Source organism: Streptomyces sp. NPDC019443 (assembly GCF_044389785.1).
In the GTDB taxonomy this organism is placed as follows: domain Bacteria; phylum Actinomycetota; class Actinomycetes; order Streptomycetales; family Streptomycetaceae; genus Streptomyces.
The window spans coordinates 438181-462694 of the sequence record NZ_JBIRYJ010000004.1 but is presented as its reverse complement, the minus strand read 5'-3'; the positions used below and the strand labels follow the sequence as shown (position 1 = coordinate 462694).

Below are 24514 nucleotides of genomic sequence, written 5' to 3'. Positions count from 1 at the left end.
GCCTGATGCAGCTCGTCACCGCACACGAGCGCGGCATCACCACTCTGACGCTGGACTCGCCGGCGAACCGCAACGCCCTGTCGGCGCGGCTCGTCGGCGAGCTCGGCGAGGCCCTGGCGGACTGCGCCAAGGACGAGTCCGTACGGGCCGTCGTCCTCACCCACACCGGGTCCACGTTCAGCGCGGGCGCGGATCTGAAGGCCCCGCCCAATCCGTACACCTTCGTCGGTCTGCTGCGGCAGATCGTCACGCTGCCCAAACCGGTGGTGGCCCGCGTCACCGGGCATGTACGGGCCGGGGGCCTCGGCCTGCTCGGCGCCTGCGACATCGCGGCCGCGTCCACGGGGGCCGACTTCGCGTTCACGGAGGTACGCATCGGGGTCGCGCCGGCCGTCATCTCGCTGCCCCTGCTGCCGCGGATGGACCCGCGCGCGGCCGAGCGCTACTACCTCACCGGGGAGCGCTTCGACGCGGCCGAGGCGGTACGGGCCGGGCTGCTTACGCTCGCCGCGGATGATGTGGACGAGGCGCTCGCCCCGGTGCTCGACGGGCTGCGGGGGGCGTCGCCGCAGGGGCTGGCCGCGTCGAAGGAGCTGCTCGCGGCCAGGGTCCTCGATGCCTTCGACCGGGACGCCGAGGACCTGGTGCAGCGTTCGGCGTCGCTCTTCGCGTCCGCGGAGGCGCGCGAGGGGATGACGGCCTTCCTCGAACGGCGGGACCCCGCATGGGCGTTGTGACCCCTCCGAAGCAGGACCGCAGCCGGGCGACCCGGCAGCGGCTGCTGGAAGCCGCGGTGTCCTGCCTCGCCGAGCACGGCTGGGCGGGCTCGACCGTCTCGGCGGTCGCCGAGCGGGCCGGAGTCTCGCGTGGTGCGGCGCAGCACCACTTCCCGACGCGGGAGGACCTGTTCACGGCGGCCGTCGAGTACGTCGCGGAAGAGCGCTCACAGGCGCTGCGCGCGCTCCCGACGCAGGACCGCACGGCGGTCGTGGCGGCGCTGGTCGACCTCTATACGGGGCCGCTGTTCCGGGCGGCGCTGCATTTGTGGGTGGCCGCGTCCAACGAGGAGCAACTGCGCTCGCGGGTAACGGAACTTGAGGCGAAGGTGGGCCGCGAGACCCACCGGATCGCGGTCCACCTGCTGAACGCGGACGAGTCCCGTCCGGGCGTACGGGAAACGGTCCAGGGCCTGCTGGACATGGCCCGCGGCCTCGGCCTCGCCAACCTCCTCACGGATGACGCGGCGCGGCGCCGGAGGGTCGTGTCACAGTGGGCGGCACTTGTCGAGGAGGCGCTGAAGGGCCACGGGTGACCCGTGGCCCTCCCCGCTGTGACCTTGCTGGCCACCAACCACCGCGTGGTCAGCCCGCCCGGGGCCACCGAGCGCTACTCCGTGGCGTTCTTCTACAACCCGCGCCTGGACGCCCGGATAGCCCCACTGCCCTTCCCGCACGCGGCGGACGCCCCAGGTGTCACCACCGACCTGGCCAACCCGCTCTTCGCCGAGTACGGCCGCAACGAGCTCAGGGGCTGGCTGCGGGCCCACCCCCAGGTCGCCGCGCGCACCACCAGGACCTGCTCGTCCCCGCGTGACACGCATACGGCGCCGCACCCCCGCCTGACCAGGGGCACGGCGCCGTACGCATCGAACGACTCAGCCCGCGATGTCCTCGTAGCCGACGATCTCGCGCGGGTTCCGCGTACCGGGACCGACGTACCGCGCGGACGGCCGCACCAGTCGGCCCGTCCGCTTCTGCTCCAGGATGTGCGCCGACCAGCCCGCCGTCCGGGCGCAGGTGAACATCGAGGTGAACATGTGCGCCGGGACCTCGGCGAAGTCCAGCATGATCGCCGCCCAGAACTCCACGTTCGTCGCCAGCACCCGGTCCGGGCGGCGGTTGTGCAGTTCCTCCAGCGCGGCCCTCTCCAGCGCCTCCGCGACCTCGAAGCGCGGCGCGTCGAGCTCCTTGGCCGTACGCCGAAGGACGCGCGCCCGCGGGTCCTCCGCGCGGTAGACCCGGTGCCCGAAGCCCATCAGCCGCTCGCCCTTGTCGAGGGCACGCTTGACGTACGCCGTCGCGTCCCCGGTCCGCTCGATCTCCTCGATCATGCCGAGGACGCGGGAGGGCGCCCCGCCGTGCAGCGGCCCCGACATCGCGCCGACCGCACCGGACAGCGCGGCCGCCACATCGGCGCCGGTCGAGGCGATGACGCGGGCGGTGAAGGTGGAGGCGTTCATGCCGTGCTCGGCGGCCGAGGTCCAGTACGCGTCGACGGCCTTGACGTGCCGCGGGTCCGGCTCCCCGCGCCAGCGGATCATGAACCGCTCGACGACGGACTGCGCCTTGTCGATCTCCTTCTGCGGCACCATCGGCAGCCCCTGGCCGCGCGCACTCTGTGCCACGTACGAAAGCGCCATGACGGCGGCTCGCGCAAGATCGTCGCGGGCCTGCGCCTCGTCGATGTCCAGCAGCGGTTTCAGGCCCCACACCGGCGCGAGCATCGCCAGAGCGGACTGCACGTCGACACGGATGTCGCCGGAGTGCACGGGGATCGGGAAGGGCTCGGCGGCCGGCAGGCCGGGATTGAAGGCGCCGTCGACCAGCAGCCCCCATACGTTTCCGAACGAGACGTGCCCCACCAGATCCTCGATGTCGACGCCTCGGTAACGGAGCGCCCCGCCTTCCTTGTCGGGTTCGGCGATCTCCGTTTCGAACGCGACGACTCCTTCGAGTCCAGGTACGAAGTCGGACATCAGGCGGCTCCTCAAAGATGTGTGCGACGGGTGTGGGTCGCCGTGGGTCGGCATGGGCGGTGTGGATCTGTCACCCCGGTGATGCCCCGTGCGATTGGTGGTCACCCAACCGCCGGGAGGCAGGCACGATATCCCCTGCTGTATGGAGGCCACAGAGGCCCGACCCAAGATTTTGGCGGGTCCGGCTGATGCGGGGAAGCGTGACATCCGGCACACTGCCCCATTTCGGGCGGGGAGGATTAACGGCACTCCGTGCCGGGCAAACTCCGCCCCTGCGGCAGGATGGCACCCGTGACCGACCACGATCTCGCCGCGCTGGGACGCGTCGTCCCGGACCCCGCCGCCGTCCCGGATCCCGCTGCCTCCGGAGCCGCCGGCTCTGGACCCGTCGTCCCTGATCCGGAAGCCGCCCCGGACCCGGAAGCCGCCTCGCACGACCCTGCCGTCATGCGGGAGCAGTACCGCTCCACCCCGCTCCTGGAGACGGATCTGGCCGACGACCCCATGGACCAGTTCGCCCGCTGGTTCAAGGACGCCGCGTCCGGCGGTCTGCACGAGCCGAACGCCATGATCGTCTCCACCGCCACCCCCGACGGCCGCCCGTCCTCCCGCACCGTGCTGCTGAAGCAGTACGACGCGCACGGCTTCGTCTTCTACACCAACTACGACTCCCGCAAGGGCCGCGAGATGGCCGCCAATCCGTACGTCTCGCTGCTCTTCCCCTGGCATCCGCTGGCCCGCCAGGTCATCGTCACGGGCGTCGCGGCCCGTATCGGACGGGACGAGACCGCCGCGTACTTCCGCAGCCGTCCGCACGGATCGCAGCTCGGCGCATGGGCGAGCGAGCAGTCGTCGGTGATCGGCTCGCGCGACGAACTGCTGCGCAGATACGAGGAGCTGGCGACCCGCTACCCGGAGGGAGAGCAGGTCCCCGCACCGCCGGAGTGGGGCGGCTACCGGATCGATCCGCAGACGGTGGAGTTCTGGCAGGGCCACGAGAACCGGCTGCACGACCGGCTGCGGTATGTCCGTACGGATTCGGGCTGGAAGGTCGAGCGCCTGTCACCCTGAGAGCTGCCGGCCTTGCCGCAGCGCGGTGCGCACCGCCGCCGGGATGTCGGTCACCGGGAACTGCACATGCCGGACGGCGCGCTCCCGGTCCAGCACCAGCACCGCCCGCTTCAGGCGCAGCCCTTGCCCGGCCCGGAAGGTCGGCAGCCGCAGCGCCGCCGACAGCCGGGTGTCCATGTCGGAGAGCAGCGGGAAGGGAATGCCTTCGGAGCCGGCGAAGGCGCGCTGCTCGTCGGGCCGCTGGGTGCTCACCCCCCGTACCGCGACGCCCGCCGCGGTGAAATCGCCGTACGCGTCGCGGAACAGCCGGTTCTCCAGGGTGCAGCCGACCGTCCCCGGGATGTCGGCCCAGCCGTCCGGCAGAGGGCTCGGCCGCCCGGTGGCCGGATAGCAGAACAGCACGGTGGCCGCGGCCTGCGCGTCCACCGGATCCAGCTCGCCGCCGGTGTGCGCGGGCAGCACGAGCCGCGGCAGCCGCGTGCCGGGCAGCCCGAGGACCCGGTGCGCCTCGGCGCTGTGCTCGTCGGCGGACGCGGTGAGTGTGCCGTCGCCGAGCAGCCAGCGGTCGGCCCAGTCCTGCATGGACACGAGCACCGGGAGCAGCGCGCGTCCGGTGTCGGTGAGCCGGTACTCGTATCGGACGGGTCCCTGCTGGTACGGGACCTTCTCCAGGACGCCGCTGTCGACCAGGTGGTTCAGCCGCTCGGTGAGGACCTTCCGGGAGATGTCCAGCTCGTGCTGGAGCTCGTCGAAGCGGTACCGGCCGCGCGCTGTCTCCCGTACGAGGAGAAGGCTCCACCAGTCGCCGATCACGGCGGCGGCCTGCGCGACGGCGCATGCGGCGTCGCGCTCGGGTACTGATCTGGCCATGGTCCGGCACCTCCGTGGGTTCCCGATAGAAACTCTAGGCCGGGGGGCTTTGGGCCGGGGGCTCCGGGCGGGGGAGACCCGGACGGGGAGGCTCGGGCGGGGGAGACCCGGGCCGGGGAACTCAGGGCCCGGAAATGCAGAAACCCGCGGGCTCTGGTTCCTCCGGAGAGGAGCCGGCCGGATGTGCCGGCGAGCCCGCGGGTCGGTGACTGCTTGGAATTTCGGCCGACGGTCAGTCGGCTGCACACAGAGTGCGACGACGGGCCGTCAGCCCGCAGTCACCTCACGCATCCGAAACGACTTCACTTCCGGATCACCTCCTTTCACCGTGTGGCCCACACCTTAGGAACCGGCGGATCGAGGATCAACCCAATTAATCGGGGGTACAAAGATTTGGGGAACCTTATGTGTCCTGCGTCACGTTCCAGTTGAATGATCTGACGTGCATCAGCATGCGCGGAGGCGTCCTGCAGGGGGTCCGGGATGAGTGCTTCCAGGAGTGAGACCACCAACGCTCTCGGGCCTGACGAGCCGGTGCCCGAGGGCGAGGGCTCGGCGGAGCCCGCGACGGTGCCGGGGTCGGAGCTGCTTGCAGCGTTGCTCGACGGGATGGACGCCGCGCTCTGTGCGTTCGATGCCGACGGCACGATCACGCACTGGAACCGCGAGGCCGAGCGAATCCTCGGGTGGTCGTCCGAGGAGGCCGTGGGGCGCCGCGGGTTCGCCGGGTGGGCGGTGCGGACCGCCGACGCCGAGGAGGTGCAGGGGCGGCTGATGGCCGCGATGGACGGGCCCGGGCGGCAGGTCCACGAGTTCGCGCTGCTGCGCAAGGACGGCGGGCGGGTTCTCGTACGGACCCAGTCGGCGCGGGTGCTCGGCGCGGACGGCAAACCGGCAGGGGTGTACTGCGCCTTCAGCGAGGTGCATGCGCAGATCGACCTGGAGCGGTCGATCGCGCTCAGTGAGGCGCTGTTCGAGGACGCGTCCTGGGGTGTCGTCCTGGTCGACGTGGACCTGCGGCCGACCGTCGTCAACGGCTATGCGTCGCGCGCGCTCGGCGCGGGGCGTACGTCTCCGCTCGGGCGGCCGCTGGGTGAGCTGGTCGTCCAGGGCGTGGAGGAGCTGGAGGGCGCGCTGCACCATGTGCTGGCGGAGGGTGCGCCGCGGGGGCTCGTGGAGTTGTGGGTGACGCTGGGCACGGGCGATGGGGAGCGGCGGCGGTGCTGGCGCAGCGGGTTCCTGCGGCTGGCCTCACCGCTGGCGGAGGAGCCGGTGCCGCTCGGCGTGGGGTGGCTGTTCCACGACGTGACCGAGTCGAAGCTGGCCGAGCAGGAGGCGGACCGGCTGCGCTTCCGGTCGAGCCAGCTGCACCGGGCGGGGCGGGCCGCCGCGGAGTGCGAGGACCCGATGGAGGCGGCGACGGCGTATCTGGACTTCGCACTGGCGGGCTTCGCGGACCATGCGCTGATCGACCTGGCGGAACCGGACGGCGTACGCCTGATCCGCGCGGCGGCGACACCGTCGGGCGCGCCGGGCCCGTGCGTCCCGGTGGCGGGCGGCCGCATCCCGGTGCGCTACCCACCGGGCCACCCGGCGCTCCAGGCGGCCGACCGCAACGGCTCGGTGCGCGCGAGCGCGCCCACGGGTAAGCCGGCCGACGACTGGGCGGCGGAGCGCCAGTGGCCCCGGGACGCGGTGCATGCGCTGTGCACGGTGCTGCGGAGCCGGGGCCGGACGCTGGGTGTGGTGACGTTCCTGCGCGGAGCGAGCCGCCCTCCGTTCGAACGCCCGGACGCGATGTACGCGGAGAGCATGGCGGTACTGACGGCGTCGGCGCTTGACCTGACGCGACTGACGGCCGACTGAGCCGGCGGCCTGTGCCTGCACCGGGGCCCCGCCCCGGGCCCCGCGCCTCGATCTCCCCCAGACTTCGTCCGGGGGGAACCCCACGGGGCTGGATTTCGCGTCCGGGACCGCGCCCTCGACGCCGGCGTTGCCTGGTGTCGTGGGGTGCGGGTTCCGGTGCCCCTCCGGGCTCGACTCCTCGGGGTCGGCGGCGTGAAGGGGTTCGTGTTGATCGCCGGGTCCGGCCGCCGATCCCCTGCCGGGAAGACCCTGCACGGCCCCTCCCCACCGGGAGGTACCCCGGTGCGGTCCCGCCCGGGCGAAGCCCCGCCTAGTGGCGGAAGAAGATCCGGTCTCCGTACTCACTCATCACATGCCCATTCCACTCGTGCCCCCCATCCACATTCCCCGACCTCAGCAGCGGCGGCTCGATCCCCCGCTCCACCAGGCTCTCCGCCGCCGCCGCCATCGTCGCCTGCATCAGCGCGCTCGTCACGACCGTCGACGCCGGCGCGAACGGCGCCTCGATCCCCTCGTGCGTCAGCTCCGCGTCCCCCACCGCGATCTTCGAGTCGAGCACGATGTCGCAGTGGTCCTTGAGGAACGTGCCGGACGCATGCCGGGACTTCGTCTCCCGCGTGTACGCCACCGACGTCACGCCGATGACCTTGAGCCCGAGCGCCCTCGCGTTCATCGCCATCTCCACCGGCAACGCGTTCCGCCCGGACAGGGAGATGATCAGGAGTACGTCGCCGGACCTCGCAGGGCTGGAGTCGAGCACCGCCCCAGCGAGCCCGTCCACCCGCTCCAGCGCGGAGCCGAGCGTCGCCGGCATGACGTCGACGCCGACGACGCCGGGGACGGCGAGCAGGTTCATCAGGGCGAGGCCGCCGGCCCGGTAGACGACGTCCTGCGCGGCGAGGGAGGAGTGCCCGGCGCCGAAGGCGAAGAGCCGTCCGCCCGCCGCGACGGTGTCGGCGATCGCGACGCCGGCGGCCGCGATCTTCGCCGCCTCCTCGTCCCGTACGCGCTGCAGCAGACCGATCGCGGCGTCGAAGAACTGACCGGCCAGCTTGCTCTCGCTCATCGCCGAGCCCTTTCCGGAGGATGGATGGATGCGTACGCAGGTAACGCAGGTGAGGCAGGTAACGCAGCGGGAACGACCACAGGGCACCCGGCGGGAATAACCGTGTCGCCGATCACGTTGCGGTCTGGACCATTGGCCTGTCAATACGGGCTCCCCGACAGGCTTTCCCCGGCACGGCACGCTTGTCAGTGGGATGCGTCAGAATTGAGTCGGGGCCGCAGCGCACGATTCCATCGAGGGGCACGTATGTCCGGACTGATCGACACGACGGAGATGTATCTCCGCACCATCCTCGAGCTGGAAGAGGAAGGTGTGGTGCCCATGCGCGCCCGTATCGCCGAGCGACTCGACCAGAGCGGTCCCACGGTCAGCCAGACCGTGGCGCGTATGGAACGGGACGGCCTGGTGACGGTCGCAGGCGACCGCCACCTGGAGCTCACCGACGAGGGCCGACGGCTGGCGACGCGCGTGATGCGCAAGCACCGCCTCGCCGAATGTCTGCTCGTCGACGTGATCGGCCTCGAGTGGGAGCAGGTCCACGCGGAGGCGTGTCGCTGGGAGCACGTGATGAGCGAGGCGGTGGAGCGGCGCGTGCTTGAGCTGCTGCGCCACCCCACGGAGTCGCCGTACGGCAACCCGATCCCGGGCCTGGAGGAGCTGGGCGAGAAGGCGGAGGCCGACCCGTTCCTGGACGACGGCATGGTCTCGCTGGCGGACCTGGACCCGGGTGCGGAAGGCAAGACCGTGGTCGTACGGCGTATCGGCGAGCCGATCCAGACCGACGCCCAGCTGATGTACACGCTGCGGCGGGCGGGCGTGCAGCCCGGCTCCGTGGTGAGCGTGACGGAGTCCGCGGGCGGGGTGCTGGTGGGCAGCAGCGGCGAGGCGGCGGAGCTGGAGGCGGATGTGGCGTCGCACGTCTTCGTGGCCAAGCAGTAGCTGCGTAACCGTCACCTCGCTTTCCGTCAGCCAGTAACCGATTTCTGTCCGGAATGGCAGCGCCCGGGCGAATCGCGTGCCACGCTGTGGCTAGGCATGACCCGACGGCTGGGGAGGGATCAGGGTGATGCGCCCGTCGTACGCCCCGCACGCACAAAACCGCGCCCAGCACATTTCGTACGCCCAGCGCGTTGCCTGCACCCGCTGGGCCCCGCACGCCCAGCACGCTCCACACGCCGAGCGGGCTGCGTACACGGAGACGGCTCCGTACGCCCAGCGCATGCCCTGCGCCCCGTACGCACAGGAGGGCCCCGGCGCCCATCGGCGCCGGGGCCTGTCCTCCCCTGTGCTGACCCGGAGCCCCGAGCTCTCAGGGTCAATCCCCTCGGACCGTCTTCCCCGACCGGCCCGCCTCCCGCTGAAAATCTCCCCTCGGCCACGGGCGTCAATCCTTGAACGCGGTCACTCGAACGAGGGGTGTTGCGCGCCAGAAGCACGTTTTCGAATAAAGGTTCGATAGTCTGGCGGTACTCGACACGAGCTCGACAGGGGCTCGGCGCGGTCTTGATCACCGGGGGAGAGAAGGGGGTGCCAGGCCACATGGTGCGGCGCATCGACGTAACCGGAGCCGACGGCGTAGGCCTGGCTGCCTGGGAGTTCGCAGATCCACCCAAGGGGCCGGGCGAGGCCGTGCACGCCCCCGCGTCCGGAGTCTTACTGCTCCACGGCCTGATGGGCCGCGCCTCGCACTGGGCTTCCACGGCCCGCTGGCTGGCGGAGCGTCATCGCGCGGTCGCCCTCGACCAGCGCGGTCATGGCCGAAGCGACAAGCCGGCCGAGGGCCCGTTCACCCGCGAGGCCTATGTATCCGACGCCGAGGCCGCGATCGAACAGCTGAGCCTCGCCCCGGTGACCCTGATCGGACACTCGATGGGCGCGCTCACCGCCTGGCAACTGGCCGCCAAACGCCCGGACCTGGTCCAGGCCCTGATCATCTGCGACATGCGCGCCTCGGCACTGGGCGCGGCCTCGCAGCGCGAGTGGGGCGACTGGTTCCACTCCTGGCCCGTCCCCTTCGCGACGCTGGCGGACGTACGGAAGTGGTTCGGCGAGGACGATCCGTGGGTCGAGCGCCCCAACCCGTCCCGCGGCGAATTCTTCGCGGAAGTAATGTCGGAACGGGCCGACGGCTGGCGCCCGGTGTTCTCCCGCCGCCAGATGCTGACCTCGCGCGCGACGTGGGTCCACGACCCCCACTGGGAGGAGCTTGCCCAGGTCCAGTGCCCGACCTTGGTGGTGCGCGGCCTGGACGGGGAGTTGGGCCGCGCGGAGGCCCAGGAGATGGTCAGGGTCCTGCCGCGGGGCGAGTACGCGGAGGTGGCGGACGCGGGCCACCTGGTGCATTACGACCAGCCGGAGGGGTGGCGGACGGCGATCGAGCCATTCTTGGACGGGGTGCTGACGCCCTGAAGCGTGGCGCGCGATGAACATGTCGCCTGTGCCCCGGGTGGTTTCGTGCTTTGAGCGGGAGAGATCGCCTTCAGCCGCGGCGGCAACGGCTGGGCGATCAGCGAGGTCGGCAACCAGTCGACCGGCTATTGCCCGGACCTCGACTCCTGGCCGGCTGTCGCCGGTGCGCTGGATCGGGTGGGGCTCGGTCGTCCTGATGGTTGCGCGTACGAGGTCGTCTTCCGGCGTTGCGCTGGGTGCGGGGAGGTCAGCGTCGTGCGGGAGGGCGACTTCGTGTGCGTCTTCTGCGGGGGTGAGTTACCGGCCTCGTGGAACGCCGCGCGGGGTTAGAAGGCGAAGACCGCGCCCTCGGCCAGGCTGCCTTCCATCTCGCACTCGTTGCCGAACGTGGCCGACCACGCGACACGCTTGCCCTGCCACACGCCCTGGGCGGTGACCACGACCGGGGCCCACTGGCGCGTGCACCTCTTCGTCGACGGGGCTTCGGTCAGCGCGCCGAACTCGCCCTCGACGTCCCGCAGTTCCATACAAGCGGCCGCGGGCATCGGGTGGGTGCCCTCGGGGCGCGGGGCGCAGTTCAGGGTTACGGCGCGCTCGACGGTGGCGGTCACCGCGTCCTCGCCCTTGCCGATGGTGAGTACGAGGGCGGAGGGGGAGTACAGGCTCTTCGCCTGGGCGGGCTGGGCAGTTTGCGTGGGCTGCGACTGTGCGGCGCTCGCGGCAGCGGTGCCGGTCAGCAGGAGGGCGGTTGCCGTGGCGGTCGCGGCGACTGTGTTGAGGATGTAACGCATGTGTGAAACTCCTTCGCTCGGGGGGCGATTGCGGTCGGGAGTCTTGCGCATGCGGACAGTGAGTGCACATTCATCGCCACTTTCCGGCCGCGTATGTTGCAAGGGGGGCTACCGAATGGTCGTTCGGGCAGCTCGGAGCGGGTGCGGGAGTGTGTCCAGCATGTGGACGATTACTGGTGGTGCAGCGGAAAACTACCCTCTGAGCTGCATGAATGCCCGGGCGGCCCTTTGTTCGGTCGAGCCGCTTCGACTGGAAAGCGTCGCTCGGTGAGGGGCGCGGCCGTCGCGGTGTGGGTCCGCCTGCGGGGGCGGAACGTATACGCGTGCTAATCGCCGGGTGTCGCCCTGATGGCCGCGGTGAGGCCGCGGAGTTGTGTGGGGGTGGTGGTGACGATCTCTGCGGACGCGGCGCTCTCGCGAAGGCCTCGGCACTCGTGGTGGACAGTCCGGACGACGAGCGCGACTACCGGCCAGGGCATGGGGACGTATGGTCCGTCACCATGCCCTGACCTGACGCAGGTCGTCAGCCGATCGGCTTCCGCGCCGCCTCGCGCACCTTCAGCGTCGCCTCCGCCACCGCCTTGAGGTCGACCTCCTCCGGGGTCTGCTTCGCGATCTGGACGTTGGTCAGGGCGACTGCCGCACTGGTGTTGTCGTCGGCCCAGGCGCACATCGGGAGCGTGGACGTTCCGCCACCGGTCTGTTCCGTCGTCAGCACCTGGCAGGTGATGGTCACTTCGGAGCCGGCCGGAGTGAAGTCCTTGGCGGGTACGGCGATGGTGGATCCGTCCGAATCCCCGGCGCCCTTCAGAATCTTGGTGCGGGCCTCGTCAGGGTCCTTGATGCGGCCGTACCCGCCCGAGATGACCAGGACTCCGGACTCCGACGTCGAGAGGTACTGCCCCACGGTGGCCTTGGCATCGCGGATGTTGGCCTCGCTCGTGCCGGCCAGCCCGGCCTGGCCCTTGTCGGACTGGTCGTCGGCCAGCTTGTACTTTCCGTCCAGCAGCGTCTCGGGGAGCGTCAGTTGGTACTCCGCCTGCGGGAAGCTCCCACTCCCACTGCTGCTGCCACCACCGACGACGTTGTTCCCGAACCAGGAGACGGCGAACAGACCCGCGATGGACGCCATCGTGATGAGCGCGATCTTCGGGCCCTGGTTCTTCTTCGGCGGCGGGGGCGGCGGCGCGCCCCAGCCGTACGCCGGGCCACCCGTCCCCGGGTACGGCGGCTGGTACTGCGGCTGAGGCGCGTACCCCTGCTGCGGATACTGCGGGTACTGAGGACGTTGCGGATACTGAGGCTGCGTATACGGGTTCGGGGGCGGCGGCGTCGACATGGCCGTCACGCTACTTGACGGGTGCGTAGCGCCCCACCAACAGGTCCCTCACCTCTGTGCCTTCACCCCTTACCCCTTGCTGACCGCCGTCAGAATCTCCGGCAGCCTCCTCGCCGTCTGCGGCGCCGCCACCCGCACCCCCGCCCATCCGATCAGCACGCCGTACGCCGTGCCCAACGGCAGCAGCAGCCACAGCGCCGACTGGGAGTTGGAGGCATGCAGCCAGATCGTCAGTGCGATCACCGGGGCGCACAGCACCGCCGCCGAGATCATGCCGCCGAAGATCGAGATCCAGGCGAGCCCGCCCTGCCCCGGGGCGACGTTCTTGTACGCGCTGTCCTGCGGGATCGAGTACGGGAAACGGGCCGACGCCACCGCCCCCGTCGCCAGCATCGCGCCCAGCAGCGCGAAGGAGAGGCCGAGCACCTCCGGCAGGGCCTTCCAGTCGCCGAGCACCGCGGCGGTGAGGGACGCGACCAGGGCCGTATACGGAAGGGTGATCACCAGCAACGCCAGGGCGCGGGCGCGCAGTTCCGTGTACGCGTCCTTCGTGGACGAGATCGTCAGCGCCACCATCCAGAACGCGGACGTGTCCTGGCCGAACTGGTTGTACATCTGGATGCCGAGCATCCCCGCCGCGAAGCAGGCGAAGTAGACCGAGCCCGTGCCCTGCAGCGCGTTGAACAGCGGCACGATCAGGCCGATCGCCAGCGCCGTCACCCACGCCGCCTTCGTCTTCGGGTCGCGCCACACATAGCGCAGGCTCCGCTGCATCACCGTGCCCGTACGTCCCTCGGGCAGCAGCTGATGGAAGCTGGAGGCAGCCTCCTTGCGGGTCGGCTCCGAAGCCGCGGCCAGGGTAGAGCCGTCCGGGGTCGTCATCAGCTTCGTCAGGCTGCGCTGCCAGGACCACAGCAGAGCGAACAGAGCCACGGCCGACAGGGCCAACTGCCCCGCCGCGACCGCGTACGAGCCCTCGCTCACCGAATCCACCGCGCCGATCGCGGACGCCGGCGGCAGCCACCGTACGATTCCCGCCACCGGGTCCAGCGCCGAGAGGCCCCCCGCGTCCCCGATCCTCTGTGCGCCGAAGTTGACGACCTGGATGCCCACCGCGACCACCAAACCGCTGAGCACCGCGAGGTCGCGGCCCTTGCGCGAGGTCAGCAGGCGGATGTTCGCCGCCGCGACCGCCCGCGCCAGCGCCACGCACACCAGCAGGGTGAGCACAATGGCGAGGACGGAGACCAGGACCCCGGCCGCCCCGTGCGCGAGGGCGATCGCCGAGCCCACCGCCAGGCACAGCGTGAACAGCGGGCCGATGCCCACGAGCGATGCGACGAGCAGCGCCCGTACAAGAGGCTGGGGACGCAGCGGCAGCATCACCAGACGGGTCGGGTCCAGTGTCTCGTCACCGCTGGGGAAGAACAGCGGCATCACCGCCCAGCCGAGTGCCAGCACCGCCGTCAGCAGCACCGCCACCGACGCCGCGTGATCGTTTCCGCGCAGCGCGATCAGACCGATGAGCTGGAGCGCCGCGAAGAGCAGCGTGACGACGATGGACGAGATGTACGCGGCCCTGCGGCCGGAGGACTGCCGCAGACCGTTGCGCAGCAGTGACAGCTTCAGCCGTACGAAAATGGGGGCCAGGGAAGCGGTGTTCACCGTGACCCACCGCCGCCGAGCCAGTCCAGTGACTGACCGGCATCGCGGCCGTTCGCCCCCACCAGCTCCAGGAACGCGCTCTGCAGCGACGGCGCATCGCCCCGTACCTCCGCCAGCGGGCCCTGTACGCGGATGCGGCCCGCGGCCATCACCGCCACCCAGTCGCACAGCGACTCCACCAGTTCCATCACATGGCTGGAGAAGACGACCGTCGCGCCAGATGCGGTGTACCGCTCGAGGACGCCGCGGATCGTCTGCGCCGACACCGGGTCGACGCCCTCGAACGGCTCGTCCAGGAACAGCACTTCGGGGTTGTGGAGCAGAGCGGTCGCAAGACCGATCTTCTTCCGCATGCCCGTCGAGTAGTCGACGACCAGCTTGTGCTGCGCGCCCGCCAGGTCCAGTACGTCCAGAAGCTGCGTGGTGCGCTTGTCGACCTCGGCGCCCGGAAGGCCCCGCAGCCGCCCGCTGTATGCGAGCAACTCGCGGCCCGAGAGGCGCTCGAAGAGGCGCAGACCCTCCGGCAGCACGCCTATCCGGGACTTCACCTCGACCGGATCGCGCCACACATCGTGGCCCGACACCTCCACCCGCCCCTGATCCGGGCGGAGCAGGCCCGTCAGCATCGACAGAGTCGTCGTCTTGCCCGCGCCGTTCGGTCCGACCAGGCCGATGAACTTGCCGGCGGGGAGCGTCAGATCGATGCCGGCGACCGCGATCTGCTCGCCGAACCGCTTCCACAGCCCCTCAACGCGAACGGCGGGCGGCGCTGTGTGCGCTCCGCCCGCCTTTGTGGCTCCAATTGCCTGGTCCGGCATGGTGCCCTGCCTTTCGATGTCCCCGTGTCTGTACGGGTCCACCTTATGTACGGCACGTCTATCTACGGCGTGCTCGTTCAGCGGCAGCCTCCCGCCCGCAGGCGTACGCCAGCGGGCTGATCAACTCGTCCGCGTCCGGCAGCCACCGGTTGGCGGAGGTGGGGCGGCGCGCCCACTGCACCGCGCCATGGCCGCCGATGCGGGTCGGCGGGGCCGCGACATAGTGGCCCTGGCCGCGCGCGATCAGATCGATGGAGCTCGGCGCCCAGCCCAGGGTGCGGATCAGATCGGGGACCTTGAGGGCGGCTCCGGGCAGTACGAAGAACAGCATCCGGCGGTTGGGGGTGCAGGTCACCGGACCGAGAGGGAGGCCCATCCGCTCCAACCGCGCCAGCGCCAGGAAGCCCGCGGACTCGGGGACGTCGATGGCGTCGAAGGTGCGGCCCGTCGGCAGCAGGATCGACGCCTTCGGCTGCTTCGACCACAGCCGGCGGGCCGCGGTCGCGCTCCCGGTCGCCTGGTTTGCCCAGTCCGGCCTCGCTGGGTGAGCGCCGGGCGAGGCGCAGGCGACGTCGCCGCACGAGCAGTGTTCTCTGCCGTCCACCGCCTCGAGCCAGGTGCCGGGGAACACATCCCAATGCCGCTCTTCCGCGTACCGCACGGCATGGTCCAGCTGCTGCTCACCTCGCTGCTGGGGGATCTGCGCGGCTTCCATGACTCCGATGGTCTCTTCCACGACAGACTCAACTACCGCCGTCACCTTGGGTTACGGGCGTGCCGTAGCGGGGCGCGAAGCATCGATCCTGCACGCGGGGCGCACGGGTGCACGGGTGGGGGCGCGCATGAGGCCGGACGGCGGCGGGCGGGTAGCCACTCGCAGGGGGTCACGCCGATTCCCGGGAAAAACCGACGAACTCGCTCCAAGTCTGCATTCTCCGTATATCAGCCGGGCAGTGATCACTTCATTGATCACCGCGGCCTCAGGGGGTAGTCATGGCAGCCAGACCTCTCGTCGCCCGACAACCGAACGAACGGTTGCAGGCGCTCATTCAGGAAGCCGGATGCTCCAACGCCGGCCTCGCCCGCCGAGTCAACATGGTCGGCGCGGAGCGGGGGTTGGACCTGCGCTACGACAAAACATCGGTGGCGCGCTGGCTGCGCGGGCAGCAGCCGCGCGGCCGGGCGCCGGGAATCATCGCGGAGGCGCTCGGCCGCAAACTCGGCCGGACGGTCACGATCGACGAAATCGGCATGGCGAACGGCAAGAACCTGGCGTCGGGCGTGGGCCTGCAGTTCTCGCCGACGGTGCTCGGCGCGATCGAGCAGGTCTGCGAGCTGTGGCGCAGCGACGTCGGCCGCCGCGACTTCCTGTCCGGGGCGGCGGTCGCCGCGTCCGCACTGGTCGAGCCGAGCCGCGACTGGCTGATCACCGGCGCGGACACGCAGGTGGCGCGTACGGTGGGGGCGCGGGTCGGGGTCTCTGACGTCGAAGCGGTACGGGCGATGACGACAGCCCTGACCGAGCTGGACCACCGCTTCGGCAGCGGGCACGTCCGTCCGGTCCTCGTGCACTACCTGAACAGCGTGGTCTCCGGTCTCCTTTCGGGGTCGTACCGCGAATCGGTCGGCCGCGAACTGTTCGCGGCGGTCGCCCGGTTGACGGAGCTCGCCGGCTACATGGCCGTCGACACCGGCCAGCCCGGGCTCGCCCAGCGGTACTACATCCAGGCGCTGCGTCTCGCCCAGGCGGCGGGCGACCGCGGTTACGGCGGGTATGTGCTGGCGGCCTCCATGAGCCACCTCGCGGCGCAGCTGGGGAACCCCCGGGAGATCGCCCAGCTGGCGCGGGCCGCGCAGGAAGGCGCGCGGGGCCACGTCACCCCGAGGGCCGAGGCGATGTTCTTCGCGGCAGAGGCGCGCGGGCACGCCCTGCTCGGCGACGCCCGCACCTGCCACGAGGTGGCAGGCAAGGCGCTCGCCGCACTGGAGCGGGCCGAGCCGTCGGCGGGGGACGATCCGGTATGGATCGCCCACTTCGACCACGCCTATCTCGGGGACGAGCTGGCGCACTGCTACCGCGACCTGGGCCACGCGGAGGCGGCCGCGCACCACGCGTCCCACGCGCTGGACGGCCACCCGGAGTCGAGGGCCAGGCGCCGGGCGATCGGCCTCGTCCTGCTGGCCACGGCCCAGGTGCAGCAGCGCGAGGTGGAACAGGCCTGCCACACGGGCACGCGCGCGGTGGAACTGCTGGGAACACTGCGCTCGAGCCGGGGCGCGGAGTATCTGGAAGACCTTCAGCAGCGGCTCGAGCCGTACGGGGACGAGTCGGCGGTGCGGGAGTTCGGGGCGCGGCTGGAGCTCCAGGCAGCCTAGGGCGTGTTTTTGAAGTCCCTCCCCCGGAGCTTCGCCTGGGAGGTGCCCCCACGCGATGTTGTCGGAGTCGCCCAAGTACGACGAGTACGAGGGCGATCTCCCCCAGACTTCGTCCGGGGGTGCCCCCACCGCCTTGCGATTGCACGCACCAGACGCCGCAGGGCCCGCCCTGCGGGCGGACGGCGCTACTTCCAAAACACGCCCTGGGGGCTGCGCCCCCGGACCCCTTCCGCCGCTCATCGTCGGCCGACTTTTAACAGCGTCTTAGGGAGGCTTCTTGTTACGGCTTCCACACGTGTGTGCGGAGCAGCTGACGTACCCGGTAGCGTGAGCCGACGATTCCGTAGGTCCACACGTAGGAGTCCCGGTGACGCAAAACGGACAGGGTGACGAGCAGCAGCTGCCTGCTGCACAGCCCGCGTACGAAGGCGTCGTGCTGCCCGCCGACGGAAGTGAGCCCTGGATTCCGGGCGTCTCCGACGCCCAGGTGGCTCCGGCGGGCGGACAGCCGTGGGGTGAGCCGTGGGGGCCGCAGCAGCAGCCGGGGCAGCCCGGGCCGCCGACTGACGGTGGCCCGGTCGCGCAGCCCGGCTGGGGCGAGGCCCCGCAGGCGGAGGCGGGGTACGGCGCGCAGCAGCTGCCGCCACAGGGACAGCCGCCGGAGGCGGGGTATGACGCGCTGCCGCCCGCTCAGGGCGGGTATGACGCGCTGCCGCCCGCTCAGGGCGGGTATGACGCGCTGCCGCCCGCTCAGGGCGGGTATGACGCGCTGCCGCCCGCTCAGGGCGGGTATGACGCGCTGCCGCCCGCACAGGGCGGGTATGACGCGCTGCCGCCCGCACAGGGCGGGTACGACGCGCTGCCGCCCGCACAGGCGGGGTACGGACAGGCCCCGCAGGCCGGGCACGGTGCGCAGCCGCTGCCGCAGGCCCTGCCCCCGCAGGCCGTCCCCATGGGGGACTCCGACGCCACGCAGTACATCCCTCCCGTCGCGCCCGGGGCGCTGCCGCCCGAGGCTCCTGCCGAGTCGACGCAGTTCCTGGGGACCGGGCCCGCGCAGGCGCCCGTCCCGGGGGCCGACGCCGATGCCACGCAGTACATCCCGCCCGTGCCGGCCGCGCCCTCCGCCGCGCCCTTTGGGATCCGGCCGGGGACTCCCGGTGACCGGCAGCCGCCCGCGGAGTTCGACAGCCTCTTCCGCACGGACGCGCCCGACGGCCAAACCCCGGACGCCACACAGCAGTTGCCCCGGTTCGAGGCCCCGCGCGGGGTCGGCCGGCCGCCGCGTCAGCAGCAGTACCAGCAGCCGCAGTACCCGCAGCCGCAGGCGCCGTACGAGCCGCAGGATCCCGAGCACGAGCCCCGGCGGCGTAAGTCCTCGCACGTGCCCGTCATTGCCGCTGTCGTCGTCGGCTGTGCCGTCCTCGGGCTCGGCGTCAGCGCCGTCATGTTCGGCGGTGGCGGGGACGAGAAGAACGACCCCGGCGCCGGCAAGAACGTCGCCGCCACCTCCGACGCCCCCAGCGGCAGCCCCAAGGCCGCTGACGACCCCGCCAAGCCGCAGGCCGAGGCGCTCGACAAGCTCCTCGCCGACAGCAACAACAGCCGTGCCGCAGTCATCCGCTCGGTGGAGAACATCAAGCAGTGCAAGAACCTGGACCAGGCGGCCAGTGATCTGAGCGGGGCCGCGGAGCAGCGCCGCGGTCTGGTGACCCGCCTGGAGGGGCTCACCGTGGACAAGCTGCCCAGCCACGCCCAGCTGACCGCGTCGCTCACCAAGGCCTGGCAGGCGTCCGCATCGGCGGACGACCACTACGCGGCCTGGGCCGAGCAGGTCGAGGGCAAGAAGGGCTGCAAGGACGGCCGGGCGCGCAATACGGGACAGACCGCCCAGGCAAACCGCGCCAGCGGTGATGCGACCAAGGCCAAGAAGGAAGCCTCCGCGCTGTGGAACGCCATCGCCGGAAAGTACGGCCTCACCGAGCGGCGCAGCGACCAGCTGTAGGGGACGGCAGGAGACAGACGCGCGGCGTCAGCCAGACGTGACGGCGGAAGCCGACAGCGTCTTGCTGACGTCCACGAAGCCCTGCTTCTGGGCCACCAGCCGCCCGTCGCGTACCACTTGGAACGTCACGCTTCGGTTCACGATCCGCGGGAAGCCGGGCGTACCGAGCATGTCCTCGTAGTCCCAGCGCAGGGTGGGAGTCAGTCCGCCGGTCGTCACCTGTACCCCGCTGTCCAGAGCGTGCGCGATCTTCCCCGCCGTGATGTCGTCCGAGTCGAGCGACTGGATGACCGTCCGCAGCACGGTGTACGCGATCCAGGTGGTCTGCACGCCCGCGTCGGCCGGGTCGATGCGGTTGTCGCCGAACGCGTGGGCGCGGATCACCCGCTCCATCTCGCCCCAGCGCGTGTCGCCGGCGTCCGGATACCAGCCCGTGATGTAGGCGCCTTCGAACGGGCCATTGCGGCCGCCCGTGCGGTCGATGAGGGGCTGGCCGACGGAGCCCATGACGGAGGAAACCCGGATCTTCCGGTCGTCCTCCGGCAGCCGCCGGAAGGAGTCGAAGAAGGTCTCGGTACGGTCGCCGAGCGCGGCGGTGACGCACCCCGGGCGGTCTTCCGACCCGGTTCCGGACCCCGATCCGGCCTGCGACGCGGACCCCGACCCGGACCCCGAGCTGGATCCGAACCCCGACCCGGACCTGGCCCCCGCCTTCCTGCGGGCCTGCTCCGCCTGCGCCGTGTAGTCCGTCGCGTCCTCCGCCGCCAGGATGTCCACCGACTTGCGCCGACTGCCCTCCGCGAGGCCGGCATTGAGCAGCCCGGGCAGTTCGTCGCCCGCCAGGGTGTTGGGCCGCACCAGCGAGACCCGGTCGCAGGTGTCCGCGAGCTGCTGGCCGTTGCCGGCCAGGAGGGCCGCCTGGCCGCCGTTGACCGGGTAGGAGAGGTAGCTGGTGAACTCCTCCTCGGATATCCCGTAGCCGCCGATGAAGGGGATGCCCGCGGCCTCCAGCGGGGCCATGAAGGCTTCGCCGTGCTGGCTGTAGGAGCCGACGACCGCGACCACGCCCTCCTTGACCGCCCGCCGGGCGCAGGCGGCGGCGCCGGTCGAGGTGTTCTGCTCGTTGCAGGAGATGATGCGCAGCTCGTGTCCGTCGAGCCCGCCGTGCGTCTTGGCCCAGCGGGCGTACGCCTTCGCCATCGCCGGCATACCGGGCATGTTCGTCGCCCGTGTCTCCTCGGGGGCGAAGGTCATCACCTTGACGGGCTCCCTGGAGCCCCCCGAGCCTCCAGGGAAGACGCCACAGCCGGTGACCAGCGACGCACCGGCCGCCACGGCAGCCGTGGTCATACACACGGCGCGAACTCGAGCGGTCCTGGAGGGGCGGGGGGAGGAGGAGCGTCGCCAACCGGTCATGCTCCGCCACATTTCCGCTTCCCGGGTAACGGAGTAGTGAGCATTCTTCAACGAAGGGTGACGGGAAGGTGAATTACAGGGGGGTGTTCGGTCGAGCGAGAGGGGAACGTACGATCGACGGCGTGCAGCAAGGTTCGGACACCTCTTCCCGTCGCGGCCGTCGCTCCTCCACCATGGGCGGCATGCCGCTCAACGACATGCCCTGGTGGCGCTGGCGCAGCAATGTGCGCTCGGCGCTGCACATGCTTTCCGACCCCGTCTTCCATCAGGAGTGCTGGCTGGCCGGCCGAGAGGGATACGGCGACGTCACCGACGCCGTGTACCGCCTGGTCGAGGACACCTGGCTGGACAACTGGTCCGCCGAGAAGTACGTCGGGACGATCTTCCGCGACTCGGGCGAGGCCGCCCTCGTCGATGTCGCCGTCCTGCGGGTGCTGCGGATCATGCACCAAGTCGGTGCGGACGCTCCCGTATCGGCCTATCTGGAACACCATGGCTGGCCGGAAGCCGTACGGGCCGCCCGCGAGGCACACGTACGCCTCTCCGCGAGCGACGGTGAGGATCCGGACGCGCCGCCGCGCTCGCTCGATGTGCTGCGAATCATGACGCGGTCCGCCTGAGGCTCCGCCCCCGAGGGTCCGCCTGACGGGCCGGGATCGTTCGGGACCGGCGGATATGGCACCCTACGAGGATGACCGACCAGTACGTCCTGACGCTCTCCTGCCCGGACAAACAGGGCATTGTGCACGCCGTGTCGAGCTATCTCTTCATCACCGGCTGCAACATCGAGGACAGTCAGCAGTTCGGAGACCGGGACACGGGACTGTTCTTCATGCGGGTCCACTTCTCGGCCGAGGCGCCGGTGACCGTGGGCAAGCTGCGGGCCAGCTTCGCCGCCGTCGGGGACTCGTTCCAGATGGACTGGCAGATCCATCTCGCCGACGAGCGGATGCGGATCGTGCTGATGGTCAGCAAGTTCGGTCACTGCCTCAACGACCTGCTCTTCCGCTCCAGGACCGGCGCGCTGCCGGTCGAGATCGCGGCGGTCGTCTCCAATCACACGGACTTCGCCGAGCTGGTCGCCTCGTACGACGTCCCGTTCCATCACATTCCGGTCACCAAGGACAACAAGGCCGAGGCCGAGGCGCAGTTGCTGGAGCTGGTGCGCGGTGAGAACGTCGAGCTGGTGGTGCTCGCCCGCTATATGCAGGTGCTCTCGAACGATCTGTGCAAGCAGCTGAGCGGCCGGATCATCAACATCCACCACTCCTTCCTGCCGAGCTTCAAGGGCGCGAAGCCGTACCACCAGGCGCACGAGCGCGGCGTGAAGCTGATCGGCGCGACCGCGCACTATGTGACGGCCGACCTCGACGAGGGCCCGATCATCGAGCAGGAGGTCGAGCGGGTCGGCCACGGGGTCACCCCCGAGCAGCTGGTGGCGATCGGCCGTGATGTGGAGTGCCAGGCGCTGGCGCGTGCGGTGAAGTGGCACGCGGAGCACCGGATCCTGCTCAACGGCCGCCGTACGGTTGTGTTCGCGTAACCGCGCGCTGTCCTCACCGGCTGCCGGACGGTCCGGGCACGTTCTCGCACAGGTCATCCAGTACGAACGCCCGCTCCTGCACTTGCAGGATCCGTTCCGCCTCCAACTGTTTGAGCAGCCGGTCCAGCAGACTCGCGTCCTGCGGATTGCCCAGGAATTCCAGTACGGCGCGGTAGAAGGCGTCCCGCAGCGTCGGCGGCATGGCGTCCGAGGCGTCCAGGCAGATCTGGCTCGCCCCGTCGAACAGGCCCTGCACGGCACGGGTGTTCTGCGACAGAGGTACGGTGCCGAACGCGCCGCCGGGAAAGTACGGCCGCTCCCCGGGCCGCGCCGCCTTCGCCCAGTCCTCGCGGGCCTGGCGGGAGGTCAGCCGGTCGAGCAGGTCCCAGGCAGCGGCGCTGGGCTTGAAGACCGCGGCCATGTCGCCGGAGACCTCGAAGGCGTTGTCCTCGCTCCGCGCCTCGCCCCGCCCGTCGCCCCGCCCGTCGCGCTGACCGTAGCTCTGCCCACCGGTCCTCCCCGCGCCGAAGAAGGCGGCGGTGGACGTGGGCTGCACGTCGTCGCCGTAGTGGCGGCGGATGAACGACCCCTGGTGTTCATGGGTGCAGTGACCGCCGTTCAGGAGCCCGTACCGGCCGTTGTCGAGCCGCTCGAAGGACATGTTGAGCCCCTCCCACGCGAGTTTCCCGTCGTTCGCGGCGAGCAGCGCGGCCCACTCCTTCCAGGCCGCCCTTGTCTGCTGCCACGGCGTCTTGCCGGTCGCCCACCTCTCGTACGCGGCGGGTCCCTGCCGTTGCAGCAGCAGGTCCTCCACCCAGTCCGTGCCCGGCCAGCCGGAGGTGGCGCCGGAGCCCACGCCCAGGCACCAGTCCGGCTTCTTCCCGGTGCTCTTTGCGCGGCTGAAGACCAGCGACTTCAGGTCGACCCGCACCGGTGCCCAGTAGGCGTGCGTACGGACCTCGCCCTGCTCGTTCTCGACGGTCACCAAGGGCGCCCACGGCGGGACCGCGGCCCCGGCCACCCGCTGAGGGAGCGGATACGCGTCTGAGGCCCTGGCGTACTCGGCGAGCTCACCGGGGCTGCTCAGGATCGCCAGGTCCGGCGGCGCGCCCGCCTGGAGCTGAGCCACCAGCGTCTCGCGCAGGGAGCGGGTGCCCTTGTAGACGTAACTGCGTCCGGTCCGCTCACCGATGCGCCGCAGCGCCGCCACGAACGGTCTCTCCTCGCCGTCGGTCCACGGGCCGAGGACGACCAGGGTCCGCTCCTCGGCCACGTCCGAGCAGCCGCCGGCCGTCACCGCGGCAGCGGTGAGCAGACAGCAGGCCAGCAGTGCCCTCAATCGCTTCATACGTCTGTGTACTTCCGTCGGGGGCGAACGGCCGGATAGGGCCGGCCGTAGAGGAAGAGCGTGGCGCCGCAGGCGAGCGCGCCCACCCCGGCCGCGGGAACGACGACGCCCGCGGTCACCGACCAGGCGTCGGGGTGGGCCTCGCGCATCACCGTGGCCGCCTCGCGTGCTGTGGACTCGATCCTTCGGGGTGCCGTGCGTTCCGCGCCCAGCTGCTCCAGGGCGCCGACGGTCGTACGCACCCGCTCCTGCGCGGCGTGCTCCTCGGCACCGCCGACGGCCAGCAGAACGGGCGTGAGAAGCACCGGTACCGCGGCCACCGCCAGCTGCACGCTGATCAGCCGCAGCCGGTCCCGCAGGAAGACCGAGGTGCCGACGAGGACGAAGGCGAAGAGGGCGGCGGAGAGTGCCGCGGCGGCCGCCGCGGCCAGAGTGAGCGGGCTCCAGGCCGCCAGGTCGCGGTTCTCCTCGTGGAGTTGGCGCTCCAGCTCCGCGATGCGGTCGAGGATGGAGATGGGCTCCTGGGGGGTGGCCTGGGCGACGGTCAGATGCTTGCCGCGCAGCATGTCGTCGGCGTAGTCGACCCCGGCTTCGCGCAGCACTTCGCTCAGACGGTTCCGGTCGGCCCACGCGATCTTGTCGCCGTATGCGACGACCAGGCCGGAGACGACCCGCAGCTCCTGCTGCTGCGCCTTGTGCAGAGCCCTGGACTGCGCGACCCGGTTGAGGCTCTGCGAGGCCTCGGTGAGCAGCGAGCGGTAGGTCTCGCCGAGCTCGACAGAGCCGGCCTGCTCGGCGGTTTTGAGGCGTAACTCGGCCTGGACCTGGGCGAGTTCGAGGGAGACCCGGGCCCGCGCCAGATCCACGAGCGCGGGCGCGCAACGATCCCGCAGCCGCTCCGTACGGCCGTGCACGTCGCCGTAGGCGGCCGCGGAGAGGGCGAGGGCGACCACGGCGAGCGCGGGCAGCACCAGCATCCGGCGGCGCAGGAACGCGGCGGTGGGGCGGCTCCCCTCGGGGGTTCGGCCCGCGGCGCGCAGCCACAGTGCGGGGAAGAGCCCGCGCAGGGCAGGGAGGACGCGGGTGGCGGCGGGGCGCAGCCGCGCGAGGGCAGGGCGGAGCCGGTCGAGGCCCGGGCGGAACAGCTTGCGGCTGGTCATGCGCTCTCCCGGGGGC

Annotated in this window: 22 protein-coding genes and 1 pseudogene; 11 read left to right on the top strand and 12 right to left on the bottom strand. The window is 71.1% G+C overall.

Annotated elements, in window-relative coordinates:
• Positions 1 to 5: 5 nt before the first annotated feature.
• The 3 genes and pseudogenes from ACH492_RS16260 to ACH492_RS16250 form a co-directional block, all read left to right on the top strand.
• On the top strand, positions 6 to 737 hold the full coding sequence (locus tag ACH492_RS16260) for an enoyl-CoA hydratase family protein (RefSeq protein ID WP_398987358.1): 732 nt from the start codon (positions 6 to 8) through the stop codon (positions 735 to 737).
• Complete coding sequence (locus ACH492_RS16255) at positions 725 to 1312, top strand: TetR/AcrR family transcriptional regulator (protein WP_398986947.1); 588 nt, start codon at positions 725 to 727, stop codon at positions 1310 to 1312. The genes ACH492_RS16260 and ACH492_RS16255 overlap by 13 nt, the downstream gene beginning before the upstream one ends.
• Before the next feature lie 24 nt (positions 1313 to 1336).
• A pseudogene (locus ACH492_RS16250) lies at positions 1337 to 1593 on the top strand (isopenicillin N synthase family oxygenase); the annotation flags it as partial.
• 61 nt (positions 1594 to 1654) lie between these two features.
• Here ACH492_RS16250 and ACH492_RS16245 read toward each other — a convergent pair.
• Complete coding sequence (locus tag ACH492_RS16245; RefSeq protein WP_398986945.1) at positions 1655 to 2755, bottom strand: citrate synthase 2; 1101 nt, start codon at positions 2753 to 2755, stop codon at positions 1655 to 1657.
• Positions 2756 to 3202: 447 nt separating this feature from the next.
• On the opposite strand from ACH492_RS16245, the gene pdxH reads away from it, so the two are divergent.
• Positions 3203 to 3826 (top strand): pyridoxamine 5'-phosphate oxidase, encoded by a 624-nt coding sequence (gene pdxH, locus ACH492_RS16240; protein ID WP_398987356.1) that lies wholly within the window; start codon positions 3203 to 3205, stop codon positions 3824 to 3826.
• On the opposite strand, the gene ACH492_RS16235 is transcribed toward pdxH, so the two are convergent.
• The gene (locus tag ACH492_RS16235) at positions 3818 to 4696 is read right to left on the bottom strand and encodes a winged helix-turn-helix transcriptional regulator (RefSeq protein ID WP_398986943.1); all 879 of its coding nucleotides are present in this window, start codon (positions 4694 to 4696) and stop codon (positions 3818 to 3820) included. The two genes, pdxH and ACH492_RS16235, sit on opposite strands and share 9 nt — an antisense overlap.
• 483 nt (positions 4697 to 5179) lie before the next feature.
• Between ACH492_RS16235 and ACH492_RS16230 the strand changes: the two genes are divergently transcribed.
• Positions 5180 to 6562 (top strand): PAS domain-containing protein, encoded by a 1383-nt coding sequence (locus ACH492_RS16230; RefSeq protein ID WP_398986941.1) that lies wholly within the window; start codon positions 5180 to 5182, stop codon positions 6560 to 6562.
• Positions 6563 to 6872: 310 nt separating this feature from the next.
• On the opposite strand, the gene ACH492_RS16225 is transcribed toward ACH492_RS16230, so the two are convergent.
• Entirely contained in the window at positions 6873 to 7628 is a 756-nt protein-coding gene (locus ACH492_RS16225) for an SIS domain-containing protein (protein ID WP_398986939.1), read from the bottom strand.
• Positions 7629 to 7874: 246 nt separating this feature from the next.
• On the opposite strand from ACH492_RS16225, the gene ACH492_RS16220 reads away from it, so the two are divergent.
• On the top strand, positions 7875 to 8567 hold the full coding sequence (locus tag ACH492_RS16220; RefSeq protein WP_398986937.1) for a metal-dependent transcriptional regulator: 693 nt from the start codon (positions 7875 to 7877) through the stop codon (positions 8565 to 8567).
• A gap of 600 nt (positions 8568 to 9167) precedes the next feature.
• Positions 9168 to 10037: an alpha/beta fold hydrolase gene (locus tag ACH492_RS16215; protein WP_398986935.1), complete on the top strand. Its 870-nt coding sequence runs from the start codon at positions 9168 to 9170 to the stop codon at positions 10035 to 10037.
• A gap of 326 nt (positions 10038 to 10363) precedes the next feature.
• Here ACH492_RS16215 and ACH492_RS16210 read toward each other — a convergent pair whose 3' ends face one another.
• The 6 genes from ACH492_RS16210 to ACH492_RS16185 all read right to left on the bottom strand — a co-directional run bounded on the left by ACH492_RS16210 (position 10364) and on the right by ACH492_RS16185 (position 15365).
• Positions 10364 to 10828 carry a subtilase-type protease inhibitor gene (locus ACH492_RS16210; RefSeq protein WP_398986933.1) on the bottom strand — a complete coding sequence of 155 codons (465 nt, stop codon included), beginning with the start codon at positions 10826 to 10828 and terminating at the stop codon, positions 10364 to 10366.
• A 326-nt stretch (positions 10829 to 11154) separates the two neighbouring features.
• Positions 11155 to 11307: a hypothetical protein gene (locus tag ACH492_RS16205; protein ID WP_398986931.1), complete on the bottom strand. Its 153-nt coding sequence runs from the start codon at positions 11305 to 11307 to the stop codon at positions 11155 to 11157.
• 44 nt (positions 11308 to 11351) lie between these two features.
• A complete protein-coding gene (locus ACH492_RS16200) occupies positions 11352 to 12167 on the bottom strand; it encodes a hypothetical protein (RefSeq protein ID WP_398986929.1) in 816 nt (271 codons plus the stop codon).
• 69 nt (positions 12168 to 12236) lie between these two features.
• Positions 12237 to 13832 (bottom strand): transporter, encoded by a 1596-nt coding sequence (locus ACH492_RS16195; RefSeq protein WP_398986927.1) that lies wholly within the window; start codon positions 13830 to 13832, stop codon positions 12237 to 12239.
• Entirely contained in the window at positions 13829 to 14650 is an 822-nt protein-coding gene (locus tag ACH492_RS16190; protein WP_398986925.1) for an ABC transporter ATP-binding protein, read from the bottom strand. The genes ACH492_RS16195 and ACH492_RS16190 overlap by 4 nt, the downstream gene beginning before the upstream one ends.
• A 58-nt stretch (positions 14651 to 14708) precedes the next feature.
• Positions 14709 to 15365 carry a bifunctional DNA primase/polymerase gene (locus ACH492_RS16185; protein ID WP_398987353.1) on the bottom strand — a complete coding sequence of 219 codons (657 nt, stop codon included), beginning with the start codon at positions 15363 to 15365 and terminating at the stop codon, positions 14709 to 14711.
• 278 nt (positions 15366 to 15643) lie between these two features.
• Between ACH492_RS16185 and ACH492_RS16180 the strand changes: the two genes are divergently transcribed.
• Positions 15644 to 17026, top strand: a complete 1383-nt coding sequence (locus ACH492_RS16180; protein ID WP_398986923.1) for a transcriptional regulator — start codon at positions 15644 to 15646, stop codon at positions 17024 to 17026.
• A 367-nt stretch (positions 17027 to 17393) separates the two neighbouring features.
• On the top strand, positions 17394 to 19031 hold the full coding sequence (locus ACH492_RS16175; protein WP_398986921.1) for a hypothetical protein: 1638 nt from the start codon (positions 17394 to 17396) through the stop codon (positions 19029 to 19031).
• Between the two features lie 27 nt (positions 19032 to 19058).
• Here the strand turns inward: ACH492_RS16175 and ACH492_RS16170 are convergent, their stop codons facing one another.
• Entirely contained in the window at positions 19059 to 20447 is a 1389-nt protein-coding gene (locus tag ACH492_RS16170) for an ABC transporter substrate-binding protein (RefSeq protein ID WP_398986919.1), read from the bottom strand.
• Between the two features lie 173 nt (positions 20448 to 20620).
• Between ACH492_RS16170 and ACH492_RS16165 the strand changes: the two genes are divergently transcribed.
• Positions 20621 to 21067, top strand: a complete 447-nt coding sequence (locus ACH492_RS16165) for a hypothetical protein (RefSeq protein ID WP_398987351.1) — start codon at positions 20621 to 20623, stop codon at positions 21065 to 21067.
• Between the two features lie 71 nt (positions 21068 to 21138).
• Positions 21139 to 21990, top strand: coding sequence for a formyltetrahydrofolate deformylase (purU, locus tag ACH492_RS16160; protein WP_398986917.1), 852 nt, complete (start codon positions 21139 to 21141; stop codon positions 21988 to 21990).
• 13 nt (positions 21991 to 22003) lie between these two features.
• Here the strand turns inward: purU and ACH492_RS16155 are convergent, their stop codons facing one another.
• Positions 22004 to 23338 (bottom strand): extracellular solute-binding protein, encoded by a 1335-nt coding sequence (locus tag ACH492_RS16155; RefSeq protein ID WP_398986915.1) that lies wholly within the window; start codon positions 23336 to 23338, stop codon positions 22004 to 22006.
• Complete coding sequence (locus ACH492_RS16150; RefSeq protein ID WP_398986913.1) at positions 23335 to 24498, bottom strand: hypothetical protein; 1164 nt, start codon at positions 24496 to 24498, stop codon at positions 23335 to 23337. Before ACH492_RS16150 ends, ACH492_RS16155 begins: the two co-directional genes overlap by 4 nt.
• Between the last annotated feature and the right edge of the window lie 16 nt (positions 24499 to 24514).

Coding starts and splice junctions, on each gene's coding strand:
- ACH492_RS16260 (WP_398987358.1), top strand. CDS start 6: ATGCAGCTCGTCACCGCACACGAGCGCGGCATCACCACTCTGACGCTG.
- ACH492_RS16255 (WP_398986947.1), top strand. CDS start 725: ATGGGCGTTGTGACCCCTCCGAAGCAGGACCGCAGCCGGGCGACCCGG.
- ACH492_RS16245 (WP_398986945.1), bottom strand. CDS start 2,755: ATGTCCGACTTCGTACCTGGACTCGAAGGAGTCGTCGCGTTCGAAACG.
- pdxH (WP_398987356.1), top strand. CDS start 3,203: ATGCGGGAGCAGTACCGCTCCACCCCGCTCCTGGAGACGGATCTGGCC.
- ACH492_RS16235 (WP_398986943.1), bottom strand. CDS start 4,696: ATGGCCAGATCAGTACCCGAGCGCGACGCCGCATGCGCCGTCGCGCAG.
- ACH492_RS16230 (WP_398986941.1), top strand. CDS start 5,180: ATGAGTGCTTCCAGGAGTGAGACCACCAACGCTCTCGGGCCTGACGAG.
- ACH492_RS16225 (WP_398986939.1), bottom strand. CDS start 7,628: ATGAGCGAGAGCAAGCTGGCCGGTCAGTTCTTCGACGCCGCGATCGGT.
- ACH492_RS16220 (WP_398986937.1), top strand. CDS start 7,875: ATGTCCGGACTGATCGACACGACGGAGATGTATCTCCGCACCATCCTC.
- ACH492_RS16215 (WP_398986935.1), top strand. CDS start 9,168: ATGGTGCGGCGCATCGACGTAACCGGAGCCGACGGCGTAGGCCTGGCT.
- ACH492_RS16210 (WP_398986933.1), bottom strand. CDS start 10,828: ATGCGTTACATCCTCAACACAGTCGCCGCGACCGCCACGGCAACCGCC.
- ACH492_RS16205 (WP_398986931.1), bottom strand. CDS start 11,307: ATGCCCTGGCCGGTAGTCGCGCTCGTCGTCCGGACTGTCCACCACGAG.
- ACH492_RS16200 (WP_398986929.1), bottom strand. CDS start 12,167: ATGTCGACGCCGCCGCCCCCGAACCCGTATACGCAGCCTCAGTATCCG.
- ACH492_RS16190 (WP_398986925.1), bottom strand. CDS start 14,650: ATGCCGGACCAGGCAATTGGAGCCACAAAGGCGGGCGGAGCGCACACA.
- ACH492_RS16185 (WP_398987353.1), bottom strand. CDS start 15,365: ATGGAAGCCGCGCAGATCCCCCAGCAGCGAGGTGAGCAGCAGCTGGAC.
- ACH492_RS16180 (WP_398986923.1), top strand. CDS start 15,644: ATGGCAGCCAGACCTCTCGTCGCCCGACAACCGAACGAACGGTTGCAG.
- ACH492_RS16170 (WP_398986919.1), bottom strand. CDS start 20,447: ATGACCGGTTGGCGACGCTCCTCCTCCCCCCGCCCCTCCAGGACCGCT.
- ACH492_RS16165 (WP_398987351.1), top strand. CDS start 20,621: ATGGGCGGCATGCCGCTCAACGACATGCCCTGGTGGCGCTGGCGCAGC.
- purU (WP_398986917.1), top strand. CDS start 21,139: ATGACCGACCAGTACGTCCTGACGCTCTCCTGCCCGGACAAACAGGGC.
- ACH492_RS16155 (WP_398986915.1), bottom strand. CDS start 23,338: ATGAAGCGATTGAGGGCACTGCTGGCCTGCTGTCTGCTCACCGCTGCC.
- ACH492_RS16150 (WP_398986913.1), bottom strand. CDS start 24,498: ATGACCAGCCGCAAGCTGTTCCGCCCGGGCCTCGACCGGCTCCGCCCT.